This is a genomic window from uncultured Actinomyces sp. (assembly GCF_963526355.1).
In the GTDB taxonomy this organism is placed as follows: Bacteria; Actinomycetota; Actinomycetes; order Actinomycetales; family Actinomycetaceae; genus Actinomyces.
The window spans coordinates 33,967-47,819 of record NZ_CAUROW010000008.1; the positions used below are offsets into that span (position 1 = coordinate 33,967).

Here is a 13,853-nt window from a genome sequence, read left to right on the forward strand (position 1 = left end):
CCGCTTGGTGCTAGGGCACGACCTTTTCTGCTGGCGAGGAGGCGGGAGAGATCGCTTCGCTCAGCGCGTGTGTCACTGTGATTTTGCGCTGAGGTCGGTGCGGCCGCGGGGTCCGTCGTGCGATTCTGGTGTGTGTCGAGCACCTGGTGAGTGCTCACAGCGACGGTCTGCGCCTGCAGTTGGCCGTCGCCAACCGTGTCCGCGAGCAATAGGAGACCCGCGTCGTGACTCGACGTATCTTGAGCGTGGCGGTGACCGTCCTCGGGCTGGTCCTCATCGTCCTGGCTGTCTGTTCGGCCACCATCTGGAAACCCAGCTCCAAGGTTGAGGCGACGCTGTCCTCCGGTCCTTCCCAGCCCTACGTCATCACCGCGCCCGGGGTCTTGAGCGGCGCGGACTCCGATATCACCGTGACCGCGAAGTCCTCGGGAGGCAAGGACGTCCACCTCTTCGTGGCCCGTGCGGCCGACGTCGAGGCCTGGTTGAGCCCCGACGCCGACAATGCGCTTCCCTACACGGTGGTCACCGGTGTTGACGCCGATGCCGGAACTCTGTCCTCCAGGGATGAGACCCAGTACTGCCCTGCTCCGTCAGCGACCCCGACGCCCTCCGCCGCGGCGCAGGAGGCGCAGTCCTCCGCCTCCGCCCAGAGCAGCGCATCATCGCCTGCCTCAGGGGCCCGGTGCTCGCAGCGTAAAGCGAGTGCTGTGAGTGCTTCTGGTTCCGATCTCTGGCTGGGAGAGAAGGCCGGCGGCTCCTCGGTCACCTTCAACACTGCTGAGGCCGCCGACCGTGCGCTGCTGCCGCGCAAGAACGTCGACGAGCAGATCGTCGTCATGGCGATGACCGACGGCGAGGCCCAGGCGCCCAACCTGACTATGAGCTGGTCACGGCAGGTGGAGACACCCTGGTACTTCTACGGTGGCCTGGTCCTGGGAGGCTTGCTCGTGCTGGCGGGTGTCTTCCTGTTCTTCATCGATCTCCAGCTGCGTCGCTCCGACTCCGAGCGGAGGACCCGTGCGGCTGAGCGCGCGGCTCGCATCGCCAACGCGGACGGCGTCTCCACTGAGGGCATCCCCCAGGTGGATGATCCCGACCGGCAGCTGACCCGCCGGGAGCTGAGAGACAAGGAGCGTGCCGAGGCCGCCGGGGAGGCGTGGACGGACCCGCGAACAGGGCGTGTCTACCTGGATGGTGTTGTGGCGTCCTCTGTTCCCCAGGCGTCTGAGACGCTTCGCGATGGCGGCTTCGATGATGGCGTCATGTGGCAGGAGGGCGAGGACCATGCGGTCGCGGGTGTCGCCCGAGGGGCTGCGGTCGTTCCCGGTCTGGATGAGGCGGCCACCCAGCAGTACCGGGCCGCGCGCGCACTCGAGGATGATGGCGAGGCTCTGATGATCGCCTCGGACGAAACCGACGTATTAGGTACCCACCGACTCACCGAGGAGCCGGCCCACCCCGACCCCTTGAGCCGTCATGACCATGTGGTCCCGGACGGAGACATCGCCCCTGATGCGACCGACGACGTCGAGAACTCCTCTGACCTGTCACACGCGTTCCCGCAGGATCACCCCGGCAGCGACGTGATCGGTGAGGCAGGCGACGAGCGGGTATTCGACGGGCGTACGGCGGAGTTCACCGATCTGACGACGGTGGTTCCGGCCCAGGACGCGGATCCCTGGGCGACCACCGGGTCCGAGCCCCAAGATGCGCAGTCCTGGCCTGCGGCGGAGCAGCCGCGCCCGGAGGCGACCGTCGCGCCGCAGGGCCCGACTACCGAGAAGGCGGAGGAGACTTTCTTCGCCGTCACCGCCTCCGCGGACTCCTCCGCGACGTCGACGACGATGTCATGGCCCAACTACTCGGGCGGCGTCGAACTGCCTCCCGCCGTTGACCCGGCCGCCATCCAGGCGGCAGACGCCGAGCCTCTCGGCGAGCCCGATCCCACTGCGGACCCCGACAACCAGGAGCACGCATGAAGTCCACCCGTCGAGCCTTTCTCAGTGCAGGCGGTGCCTCCGCCCTCGCCCTGGGGCTGACCGCCTGCTCGAAGTCCCAGCCGAAGCCTGGCCAGACCCTCGCCTCTGGCACCCCGATCGCCGAGCCCGTCCTCAACGACAAACAGCTCGATGACATCCTCCAACGCGTCCAGGCCGGTTTGGACGACGCGGACAAGGAGAAGAACGCGGACAAGCTCAAGGAGGTCCTGTCCGGCCCCGCGGCCCGGATCCGCGCAGCCGAGTACGCCACGGCCTCCGCCAGCGGGAGTAACGACTATATCCACCCCCTGTCCACCAAGAGTCAAGGCGGGGGCGTGGGGCAGACCGTGGGATTCCCCCGCAACGCCGCCGTCGCCTCCGAGGGCGCCAGCCCCTCGATCCTGTCCCTGGAGCAGAACTCGGCCCGCGACCAGTTCAAGGTATGGGCCTGGGTACAGGGATTCTCGGTGCAGAAAAGCATTCCTGTTCTGACAAAGCAGACGGCCCAGCGCGCCAAGCAGGTGACCGCCGACTCCGCCGGTCTGGTCTCCACCCCTCAGGCGGTGCTCGCCGCCTATGTTGATGCACTCAACAACCCCGAGGGCGAGAACGGCAAGGCCTTTCCGGATGACCTGCTGCGCCAGAAGATCCAGGCCACCCGTGCCACCAATCTCAACTCCCTGGGTGAGGTCACTGTGACGGCCGCCGCCGGCTCGGATGGGTTCCAGGGCCTCCAGCTGGAGGAGGGCGACGGCGGGGCGCTCGTCTTCACGACCCTGACCTACACGGTTGTCTACAAGCGCACGGTCGACGGTTCCGACCTCACCCTGCAGGGTGATGTCGCTGCTCTCATGGGCGGTAACCAGAAGATCGTCGGTACGGTCACCGCAACCTACGACTCCATGGTCGCCTTCGCCATCCCCAAGGAGGGAAGCGGTGAAACGGCTGCGATTCTGGGAGCCGAGACAGCGCTGATGAAGGTCGACCGGGACGATTCCCAGGCACCGGCCCCGACGGCGCCGGCCTCAACCAGGCCGTCCTAAGCGTCGCCCACTCTCGGCCTGTCTCCGCGACCGTTTCGAGGCTGGGGGCGGCGCTCCCGAGCGCTCACCCGTGCACGACGCCTCTGATAGGGCCGATCACTCAATGACTCCGACCACTGAAGCAACCGGGCCGCGGCCCGAGGAAGGCAGCTGCCATGAGCATGTTCGGCGCCGTCGACCTGTCCACTCTCGCTCCCCACGCCAAGTCGATGAATCCTGCCAGTGGAGCCGCGGGCTCGGCCTCGCGTGGTGCTTCGGCCCCCGCCTCAGGATCTGCTGGTAGTGGGCTGCCGGTGCCACTCGTGGTCGACGTCGATGCCTCCAGTCTGCGTGATGTCGCAGAGGTCTCCACCCGGGTGCCCGTCATCGTCGTCCTGCACAGCCCACGCAGCCAGGCCAGTGCCGACCTCGCGGCCGACTTGGAGAACCTGGCCGGGCAGTACGGCGGACGCTTCCAGGTGGCGCGCGTAGATGTTGATGCCGCCCCGGAGGTCGCCCAGGCGCTTCAAGCACAGGCCGTTCCCACAGTGATGGCCCTTGTCGCTGGTCAGCCGGTGCCCATGTTCCAGGGCTCGGTTCCTCAGGAGCAGCTGCGCTCGATCATCGACCAGCTGTTGGAGGTCGCGGCCGCCAATGGCGTCAGTGGAACCATTGCCGTCGACGCCGCGGCCGGTGCCGACTCGCGGGCCGAGGAACCGGAGGAGACCGAGGTCGAGCGCGCCGCCCGGGAGGCCATTGAGGTCGGTGACTTCGCTGCCGCCGAGGAGGTCTACACCCATGCCATCGCGCAGAACCCGAGCGACGACGACCTCAAGGTGGCCCGTAGCCAGGTGCGCCTCATGGCCCGGCTGGACGGCCAGGACCCCCACGAGCTGATCGCCGCGGCCGATGCAGCCCCGACCGACCTCGAGGCGGCTCTGGCCGGGGCAGACGCGGCCCTGGCCCTCGGCGAGGTCAACGCCTCTCTCGGCCGGGCCCTGGAGGCCGTGCGCACCCATCAGGGGGAGGAGCGTGAGAGTGCCCGCCTGCGTCTGCTCGAGCTTTTCGAGATCATCGGATCCACCTCCCCGGAGGTGGCCCAGGCCCGCCGCCGTCTGGCCTCCCTGCTCTACTGAGCGCCTGTACCGACGGCCCCGACAGACACGAGTGCCCCTCACCAGTACGGTGAGGGGCACTCGCCTATGCCGAGGGCTCGGAGTCAGGCGATCGGCTCGGGGTCGATCTTCCAGACCTCACGGGCGTAGTCGCTGATGGTGCGGTCGGAGGAGAAGCGGCCCGAGCGGGTGATGTTCACCCAGGCCTTGCGCTGCCAGGCGCGGGTGTCGGCGTAGTCAGTCGCCATGGCGTCCTTGGTCTCGCGGTAGGAGGCGAAGTCGCCCAGGACGTAGTAGACGTCGGCCGGCTCGTAGGAGGGCTCCAGGAGGCTGCGGCGCAGGTCGGCGAACCAGCCCGATCCGTTGTCGTCGAGGGTGCCGTCGGTGAAGGCGTCCAGGACGCGCTTGAGGCCGGGGACGTTCTCGTAGTGCCACACCGGGTTGTAGCTCTCGCGCAGGCCGGGCAGCTCGTCCTCGGTGGCGCCGAAGATGTAGGCGTTGTCGTCGCCCACGGCCTCGAGGATCTCCACGTTGGCTCCATCGAGCGTGCCCAGGGTCAGGGCGCCGTTCATCATGAACTTCATGTTGGAGGTGCCCGAGGCCTCCTTACCAGCCATCGAGATCTGCTCGGAGACGTCGGCGGCCGGGATGATGTGCTCGGCCGGGGAGACGTTGTAGTTGTGGACGAAGACGACCTTGATGGTCTGGGAGACGACCGGGTCGTTGTTGACCAGATCGGCGATGGCGTTGATGAGCTTGATGACGCCCTTGGCCCGGATGTAGCCGGGAGCCGCCTTCGCCCCGAAGATGAAGACCCGCTTGGGGACCTTCAGGCTCGGGTCCTGCTTCATGCGGAAGTAGAGGTCCAGGATGTAGATGGCGTTGAGCAGCTGGCGCTTGTACTCGTGGAGGCGCTTGATCTGCACGTCGAAGATCGCCTCGGGATCGATCTCGAGCCCCTCGCGCTGGGCGATCCAGGCGGCGAACTCCACCTTGTTGGCGTGCTTGATCTCTGCCAGGCGATCGTAGACGGAGTCGTCGACGGAGTCGGTGTGCTCGGCCAGGACGGTGAGGTCCTTGACCCAGGCGTCCGAGCCCGTGACCTCGTCCAGGAGCGCAGACAGCCTGGGGTTGCACTGGCGCAGCCAGCGGCGGGGGGTGACGCCGTTGGTCTTGTTGTTGAAGCGCTCGGGCCATATGGCGTGCCACTCGCCCAGGGTCTCGCGCTTGATGATCTCAGTGTGCAGTGCGGCCACACCGTTGATGGAGTAGGAGGCGTAGCAGGCGATCCACGCCATGCGCACCTTGTCACCGGAGACGGGGGCCATGTAGTCGATGGTGGCCTGGTCCAGGCCGCGCTCGGCCATCTCGACGCGGAAGCGGCGGTCGATCTCCCGGACGATCTCGGTGATGCGCGGGAAGAGACGGTCGAAGATGGAGATCTCCCAGGTCTCCAGGGCCTCGGCCAGCACTGTGTGGTTGGTGTAGGCGAAGGTCTTGGTGACCACGTCCCAGGCCGCCTCCCAGCCCAGGCGGTGCTCGTCCATGAGGATGCGCATGAGCTCGGGGATGGCGAGCACCGGGTGGGTGTCGTTGAGCTGGATGGCGTTGTAGTCGGCGAAGCCGGACAGGTCCTCGCCGTGGTGCTTCACGTAGTTCTCAACGATCTGCTGGAGGGAGGCCGAGCAGAAGAAGTACTGCTGGCGCACCCGCAGGACCTTGCCCTCGTAGGTGGTGTCGTTGGGGTAGAGGACGCGGGAGATGTCCGAGGTGCGCTCGCGCTCGACGATGGCCTCGGTGAAGCGCTGGGAGTTGAAGGCGTCGTAGTCGAACTCCTCGAGCGGCTCCGCCTTCCACAGACGCAGGGTGCCCACGTTCTTGGTGCCGTAGCCGGTGATGGGCATGTCGTAGGGGATGGCGCGCACGGTCATGTCCCGGTAGCGCACCAGGCGCTGGGCCTCCTCGTGGCGGATGACGAAGGGGTAGCCCTCCTCCATCCAGGGGTCGGGGTGCTCGGTCTGGAAGCCGTCCTCGAAGACCTGCTTGAACAGGCCGTAGCGGTAGAGGATGCCGAAACCGTTGACCGGCAGGTCCAGGGTGGCGCAGGAGTCCAGGAAGCAGGCGGCCAGGCGGCCCAGCCCGCCGTTGCCCAGGGCGGCGTCGGGCTCCTGCTCCAGGACGTCGGAAAGATTCACGCCGAAGGAACCGACGACCTTGCGGGCCTCATCGACCATGCCCAGGTTGGACAGGTTGTTGAGCAGGGCGCGGCCCATGAGGAACTCCGCGGAGAAATAGTGCTCCTGGCGTCCGGCGCTGTACTTCTGCTCAGTGGCGTACCAGTCGTCCGCGATAGTGTCGACGACGGCGGCGGACAGGCCCTGCCACACCTCCATGAGGGTGGCCGCGGTAGCGGGTCGACCGGATACGGCGCGCACCTGCGCGGGGGCGCTCGTGACCAGCTTCTGTGTCATTCTTCTTCCCTTGTCAGGCTTCGTGGTCGCCGACTGCAAGAATCTCGCAGCGGACTGAAAATAAGCGTACATCGACGAGGGTCGGGCCGTCCGGTCTGCGCTGGGAGTACAGGGCGTCGGAGGCCACGCTCCTGTGCGAGACAGTGCTCAGACTACCGGCTCATAGGTGATGGTGTGGGGCCGACTTCAAGGTCCCGATCACGTTGGTGGCTCAGAGGCCGCCTTGGAGGGCGGTGCGGAGGCGACCCGGCTCGTGAGGTACGCCGAAGAGCGTGCCGACCGCCGACACCGCCCTCGGCCGGGGACATCTCACGCGTCCGGGGACCGAATCCCTGTCCCTGGACGCGCAGACCGCACCCGGCGGCGTCGAATGTCCCCGACGGGGAGGGCACCGCTGACCATCACTCGCCCCCCGGTGCTCCTGGCTCAACCTCTCAAGCACTGCGGTGGGGCGAGAGCCACTCGAGCCGCTCGCCCCACCGCAGTGCGTGATTTCAGACCGGGTCAGTCCTTCGCCGGACGCAAGAAGGCTGCGCCCATCGGGGGGATCCGTAGGCGTGCCGAGGCCGGGCGACCGTTCCAGGGCAGGTCCTCGGCCTCAATGTGGCCCAGGTTGCACACGCCGGAGCCGCCGTACTCCTCGGAGTCGGTGTTGATGATCTCCTCCCATTTCCCGGCGAAGGGCAGACCCACCCGGTATCCCTCGTGCGGGGTGCCGGCGAAGTTGATGACGCAGACCATGAGGTCGGCCTTGCCGTCGGCGTCTGTTCCCTTGCGCAGGTAGGACAGGACGTTATGGTCGCCGTCGCCGGCCTCGATCCACTCGAAGCCCCGGTGGGAGAAGTCCTCCGACCACAGAGCCGGCGATTTCAGGTAAAGGCGGTTGAGGTCGCCAACCAGGGCGAGCAGGCCCTGATGGCCCGGGTCGTCCAGGATCCACCAGTCCAGGGAGTTGTCCGCGTTCCACTCGGTTCCCTGCCCGAACTCCTGCCCCATGAACAGCAGTTGCTTGCCGGGGTGGGACCACTGGTAGGCGTACAGTGCGCGCAGGCCCGCCAGCTCCTGCCAGGGGTCTCCCGGCATCTTGGACAACAGGGACCCCTTGCCGTGGACGACCTCGTCATGGCTCAACGGCAGAATGAACTGCTCGGAGAAGGCGTAGACGAGGGAGAAGGTCAGCTCGCCGTGGTGGTAGCGGCGATTGACCGGGTCCTCGGCCAGGTAGCGCAGGGTGTCGTTCATCCAGCCCATGTTCCACTTCAGGCCGAAGCCCAGGCCTCCGTACTCGGTGGGGGCGGTCACGCCGGGCCAGGCCGTGGACTCCTCGGCGGCCATGATGATGCCGGGGTTCTTGCGGTAGGCGGTGGCGGTGGCCTCCTGCAGGAAGCTGATGGCCTCCAGGTGCTCGCGGCCGCCGAACTGGTTGGGGTGCCACTGGCCGTCCTGGCGCGAGTAGTCCAGGTAGAGCATGGAGGCCACGGCGTCGACGCGCAGACCGTCGGCGTGGAACTCGTGGAGCCAGTACAGGGCGTTGGCGACCAGGAAGTTGCGCACCTCGTTGCGGCCGAAGTTGAACACGTAGGTGCCCCAGTCGGGGTGCTCGCCGCGCTGCGGGTCGGGGTCCTCGTACAGCGGGGTGCCGTCGAAGCGGGCCAGGGCCCACTCGTCCTTGGGGAAGTGGGCGGGCACCCAGTCCAGGATGACGCCGATGCCGGCCTGGTGGAGCTGGTCGACCAGGTAGCGGAAGTCGTCCGGGGTGCCGAAGCGCGATGTGGGTGCGTAGTAGCCGGTGACCTGGTAGCCCCAGGAGCCGCCGAAGGGGTGCTCGGCCACCGGCAGGAACTCGACGTGGGTGAAACCGGCCTCCTTGATGTAGGGGACCAACTCCTCGGCCAGGCCGCGGAAGCCCAGACCCTGGCGCCACGAGCCGATGTGGACCTCGTAGATGCTCATCGGGCCGTTGTGGGGGTCGGTGGTGGCGCGCTTGGCCATCCAGTCCTGGTCCTCCCACTCGTGGAACTGGTCAGTCACCACCGAGGCGGTGGCCGGGGGCACCTCGGTGGCACGGGCCATCGGGTCGGCCTTCTGGTGCCAGGAGCCGTCGGCGAAGCAGATCTCGAACTTGTAGCGCGCACCGACGCCGACGCCGGGGATGAACAGCTCCCACACGCCCGAGGAGCCCAGGGAGCGCATGGCGGTGGCGGTGCCGTCCCAGTAGTTGAAGTCGCCGACGACGCGCACGGCGCGGGCGTTGGGAGCCCACACCGCGAAGGCGGTTCCCTCGACCTCGCCCATGGGGCCGTCGTAGCGCTTGACGTGGGCGCCCAGGACCTCCCACAACTCCTCGTGACGGCCCTCGGAGATGAGGTAGGTGTCCATCTCGCCCAGGGTGGGCATATAGCGGTAGGGGTCATCGACGGTGGTGGTCTCGTCACCGTAGGTGACCTCGATGCGGTAGTCGGGGATCTCCTGACCAGGCAGGACGGCGACCCACACGCCGTCCTGCTCGTGGGTGGCCGGGTAGGTTCCCTGCCGGGTGACGACGACGACATTATCGGCCAGGTGACGGACAGTGCGGACGGTGACCCCGTCCTCGCCCACATGAGCGCCCAGGACCTCATGCGGATCGTGGTAGCGCGCGTAGGCGACGTCAGCCAGCAGCCATGGTGCGACTCGGGTGGGGGTGGGGCCGTCAGGGGGCCTGGGGGCGTCGGCGGGCTCGGAGGCCTTGAAATCGTTCATGCAGCAATTCTTCCATGCGAGGGCGGCTAGGGGGAGGGGTTGGGGCGCGAATACGGCAGGATATCGGTATTTGGGTAAGGACCCCGGCACGGCGCGTTGGCAGCGACGTAACTGGTTGGCGCGCCGCGCCGGAGTGTCCCCGGCTTCATGCGCGTACAGGGCCAAGGTACTAGACCAATGACTCCTGCGGGTGCGGTTCGGTGTGGAATCGCAGGGAACCGTCACCCTCAACAGCCCTACAACCGGCTATCAGTCCACGCAACGACATAAATCTCTGGTCCTTCTCCCGCCCCAACCTGGGGCCTCGTCACGTTCCTCCAACGAATCACAGTCTCCTCACGGCCTCTATTCGGAGATGTCACGGCAAGTCGTCGTCCATGGGGATCGATGCGTGTCACTGTGAAACTTCTAGGCGATGGATGTAGACCGGTACGATCAGCCTTGGCAACGGCCTCCTTAGCGCACCAAGTGACAGTCCACCAATCCGTGTTAGGAAAGGCTGCCTCGGCACGTGCGATGAGCTCCTGCTCCGCTGAGGTCCATCCCATTTCTCTCGTCTGACTGCTGCGAGGGCCGCAGGCCTCAATGTCGATGCCCGGCGCCACGCCTCCCCGCCGTGCAAGGGCTACGGCCAGCCCAGGAACATGCGCGATGGAAACGGAAATGCCGTCGACCTCATCGAAACCGAAACGTCCGCGTACCTCTGGAGCACCGTCCGGGCCCTCAAGAAGGGTAATTTGAGCCGGGAAGATCGGTTTGGGGTTCTCCTTCCACAACAGTTCGCGTACTGCGTCCTTCGCCGCGATGCGACCCAGGAGCCAGTGCCTTTGGCGTAAAGGCGGAAGCGCGTCGTATCGGCGACGCTCAGGAGTTCCCAGGTAGTTGCGCATCATCATCTGGCGAGAGGGCAGATTGCTCCAGGGCTCGGCACAAAATACCCATTCCCCGTCCAAAGAGCGCGAGAACGCGTGAAACTCTGGCCAGTGCTCCACGGCTTGCGTCCGTGGTGAAGTGTTGAACCTCCGGTCCACCCATCCGTGGGCTCTGCAAATGATCTCGCCTTGAAGACTGAGCACAATATCAGCTGTCACGGCATCGTCTTCCAGGCCAGTAATGCTTACATGACAGTCAAGGTCTTCGCCGGAAGTCGGAATATCGGTGAAGAAGACGATCTCACCAATTGCGGCCGGCAGCATTCGAGCATTCTCCGTCTGGTTCTCAATGAGCCAGTACCCGAACACTTGACCCATTCCGTCCAGGACGGCCCCGGGAACCCTGGAAGGGCGAATGCGTCCCGAGATGCCCTCCGGACCGAACGGCCCGATGCTGGTGAGGCCCTGAAAACTGGGCCCATGAAAAAGAAAGCGCTTGTCGTACAGGTCACGTGCCGAGATTGCGCACGGCTTCCAAGAGTCAGGAACGTCAGGGGCTGTTGCATGTGTTGCAGGGTACTGTTTTGCCAGCTTTACTGACGCGCTGGCGTAGTCGCCGAATCGAACAGCAATCCAGCCATCGTCCTGAGTGCTGCACTGGAGTGGAACATCGTGACGCGGTTCAGCCGGGAGCCACCTGAGGAAGCGGACGTTCCGGAAGCCAGTGACAACCATACCCGTGTAGTGGTTCTCGAGAACCTCTTGAATGAAGGCCAGAATAGTGGTCCCAGGAACTACGGGCCAACGATCCTCCACGTCGGGCCAATGAGGTGGCTGCCGGTAGAAGCAATGATCCAGCAGATAGGGCATTGTTTCTGCCGATATTGTAATAGAGGGTGGAATCGGTTTCGGCGTCGGAGTGCTGTCCTCGAGTTGGACCGTTGTGATCCTGCTCGCTTCATTCAATGTGGGCACCTGTGCCAGTGGTGTGCCGAGATTCAAAGTCACATCGAACGCAGTAGGCGACTTTCTCTCGCCACTGGAGAACCTTCCGGTATCCGTCAGTAACACGTCCTGCACGTCCTCCCTGCCCATGCACCATGCCAATTCGCGAGCCCATAGGGAGTCGAGCGCAAAGTGCTCCAGATCTGGGCGTATCTGAGTACACAGATGAGGACGTTCTCCAAGAATCGAGTCTATGAGGCTGGTGGATGTTCCGCTACCGAGTTGGATGAAAAAACGTGCTCCGTGGTCATATAATGCCTCGATAGTCTCACGGAATTTAACGGGTTCGGCTATTGCCGCCACCGCCTGCTCCGACAAACCGACCGGGTCCATATCGTACTGTGCGGCGGATGCGGAGGACCATACTGGCGCCGTTCCTCTCGTCCAATTCAATGATTCCAGTGCCTGACGCAGGACATCAACATGAGGCTGAATGGCCTGCGTGTGGAAGGCGGACCGAAGTTCAAGACGTCTCGCAGTGATGCCTGTCGAACGAGCCCGCTCACACACGGTCTCCAGTTCGCCGTCCGGACCGCCGATCAGGCACTGTGAAGGGCCGTTGTCATGAGACAGGCCAGAGTGCTCCAGCCCCTCAAGAAGGGGCAGCGTCCGATCGCGATCGGCGACGACGAGCACGTATCCGTTGCTGGGTGTGGAAATAGTGCTCAACAGATCATCCATGACTTCAGGGCGATCATCCGTGCGGTGAATGGCTCCCGCTGCCCGCAACGCATTGATCTCGCCTAAGCTCGCCCCCATGAATTCGTCACAGACGACGCCCACCTCGTGGAGCGCCTGATGGGCTAATGTGCTTTCCTGCAGTACCGAGCGGGCATGAGCACGCCAATCATAGGTCTCATCGTCTGAGGTTGACGACACTACGTCGGATCGTGAATCGGCCCAACCGCCTTCTAATCCTGGACAAACCCCCACCGTCAAGCCTTCGCCATTGAGCGCTGCCGGATCAATGAATCCTGCACCAGGAACGGCCCAGATAACCCGTGAACCCTCAAGTTGCTCTATAAGCATCTCGATGCGCTCTTGAGTCGGGTTGATCAGGGTGACCCGTACTGGGCCCTCTCCTCGCACTGCTCCTGCAGGTTGGCTCATCGCTCCGGCAACTCCCATCCGGCGAAGTTCGGCGGCGGCCTCCTTGCGGTCACGTGCTCGGAGTCGAAGTGCGTAACGCGACCTGAGGGCGGTTCGCAAGAACGATGCCGACGCCTGCGAGCCCGACGAGGGGGGCTGTGAGACAACGACGTGTGCGTTGACTCCTCCGAAACCGAATGCGCTCACTCCTGCCCGTCGAGGAGCATCATGAGGCGCGTCCCAGGGGACGGGCTGAGGACTGATCTCCAACCCATCGGTTAGTTGAGGCAGTGGCGATGATGGTGGCACGCAGGGAAGTCGAATCCCGTCGCGCGTTGCACAGATCGCTCGGATCAGGCCTGCCATACCGGCTGCCGGCATGGCGTGGCCGATGAAGCCCTTCGCTGTAGAGATCGTCACCTTGTGCTTCTTCTGGCCGATCAGTTCCACTAATGATGTCAGTTCGGTGGTGTCCCCGACTGGCGTTCCGGTGCCGTGCGCCTCGTATAGGCCGAATGAGGCGTCACCGGGATCCACTCCAGCCTCACTCCAGGCCCGGCGCATGGCCAGAACCTGCCCTGGCGAGCCTGGTCGAACTGGCGTGCCTGATGTTCCGTCGGAACTAACGCCCACTCCTTCGATCACTGCATGAATTCGCCTCCCGGCGTCCAAAGCGGTCTCGAGGCGCTCGACCACCAACATCGCGCTTCCCTCGCTGATGAGAAGTCCGTCTCCGTCGGCGTCGAAAGGGCGGACTCTCCCGGATCGGGACATTGCGCCCATTCTGCAGAATACGTTCCAGAAGGCAACATCGTGGCAGTGGTGCACACCTCCTACAATCATCGCGTCCACAGTTCCTAACGCCAATTGCGACATTGCCGTGTCCAACGCGATCAAGGATGAGGCGCATGCGGCGTCAGTCGTCCAGTTTCCTCCGCGCAGGTCGAAATGTCCGGCTATTCGAGCCGCCGCGAGGTTGGAGACCAAGCCAATGGCATCGCTGCCGTCCCCAACCGGATTGGAGTCACGAAACGACCTCATCAGTGCCTCCAGGTTCTCCTGAGGCATGTCCGGCATAATGGCACGCAGGCTGGCTTCGAGTTGTCGGGCTCCGCGAAGATGGTTGGTGTGCCTGATGCCCGCAGGTGCGACATATCCTCCTTTTCCGATGACGACTCCAACTCTGTCATGCGGAACTGAGTTGAGCAGGTCACCGGAATCGCTGAGAGCCTGATCGGCTAGAGCGAGTGCTATCACTTGATCAGGTTCCATTGCCTGCGCTGCCCGAGGCGACAATCCCAGACCCTTCACATTGACCATCAGATTGTCATCCACAAAGGCACCAATATCTCCGTAAACACCTTCTGCTTCGACTGCGTCGGAGTTGACGAAAACGCTGGGAATTCTATCCTCTGGTGCTTTTCGAAAAGCTTGAATGCCGGCTATGCTGTTTGCCCAGAACTCTTCAACGTTCAACGCTCTCGGAAATAGTGCGCTCATTCCCACGACGGCAAGTTGTGGGCGCGGTTGAACTGAATCTGCCGAGTTGCTCACACTC

6 protein-coding genes are annotated in these 13,853 nt (G+C 64.7%); 3 read left to right on the top strand and 3 right to left on the bottom strand.

Going from position 1 to position 13,853, the window contains the following annotated elements; genetic code table 11:
* The first annotated feature begins 224 nt into the window (after positions 1-224).
* The 3 genes from RWR81_RS03755 (at position 225) to RWR81_RS03765 (ending at position 4,137) form a co-directional block, all read left to right on the top strand.
* Entirely contained in the window at positions 225-1,979 is a 1,755-nt protein-coding gene (locus RWR81_RS03755) for a hypothetical protein (RefSeq protein WP_314454601.1), read from the top strand.
* Positions 1,976-3,022 (top strand): Tat pathway signal protein, encoded by a 1,047-nt coding sequence (locus tag RWR81_RS03760; RefSeq protein WP_314454603.1) that lies wholly within the window; start codon positions 1,976-1,978, stop codon positions 3,020-3,022. Before RWR81_RS03755 ends, RWR81_RS03760 begins: the two co-directional genes overlap by 4 nt.
* 155 nt (positions 3,023-3,177) lie before the next feature.
* Complete coding sequence (locus RWR81_RS03765; protein ID WP_314454606.1) at positions 3,178-4,137, top strand: tetratricopeptide repeat protein; 960 nt, start codon at positions 3,178-3,180, stop codon at positions 4,135-4,137.
* Between the two features lie 83 nt (positions 4,138-4,220).
* Here the strand turns inward: RWR81_RS03765 and RWR81_RS03770 are convergent, their stop codons facing one another.
* From RWR81_RS03770 to RWR81_RS03780, 3 genes are all read right to left on the bottom strand, one after another.
* Positions 4,221-6,587 (bottom strand): glycogen/starch/alpha-glucan phosphorylase, encoded by a 2,367-nt coding sequence (locus tag RWR81_RS03770; RefSeq protein WP_314454611.1) that lies wholly within the window; start codon positions 6,585-6,587, stop codon positions 4,221-4,223.
* Positions 6,588-7,091: 504 nt separating this feature from the next.
* On the bottom strand, positions 7,092-9,329 hold the full coding sequence (gene glgB, locus RWR81_RS03775) for a 1,4-alpha-glucan branching protein GlgB (RefSeq protein WP_314454615.1): 2,238 nt from the start codon (positions 9,327-9,329) through the stop codon (positions 7,092-7,094).
* Between the two features lie 236 nt (positions 9,330-9,565).
* Complete coding sequence (locus RWR81_RS03780; RefSeq protein ID WP_314454619.1) at positions 9,566-13,849, bottom strand: beta-ketoacyl synthase N-terminal-like domain-containing protein; 4,284 nt, start codon at positions 13,847-13,849, stop codon at positions 9,566-9,568.
* Between the last annotated feature and the right edge of the window lie 4 nt (positions 13,850-13,853).

What these genes read in the sequence shown, in the direction of transcription:
- RWR81_RS03760 (WP_314454603.1), top strand. Translation starts at nt 1,976, where the DNA reads ATGAAGTCCACCCGTCGAGCCTTTCTCAGTGCAGGCGGTGCCTCCGCC.
- RWR81_RS03765 (WP_314454606.1), top strand. Translation starts at nt 3,178, where the DNA reads ATGAGCATGTTCGGCGCCGTCGACCTGTCCACTCTCGCTCCCCACGCC.
- RWR81_RS03770 (WP_314454611.1), bottom strand. Translation starts at nt 6,587, where the DNA reads ATGACACAGAAGCTGGTCACGAGCGCCCCCGCGCAGGTGCGCGCCGTA.
- glgB (WP_314454615.1), bottom strand. Translation starts at nt 9,329, where the DNA reads ATGAACGATTTCAAGGCCTCCGAGCCCGCCGACGCCCCCAGGCCCCCT.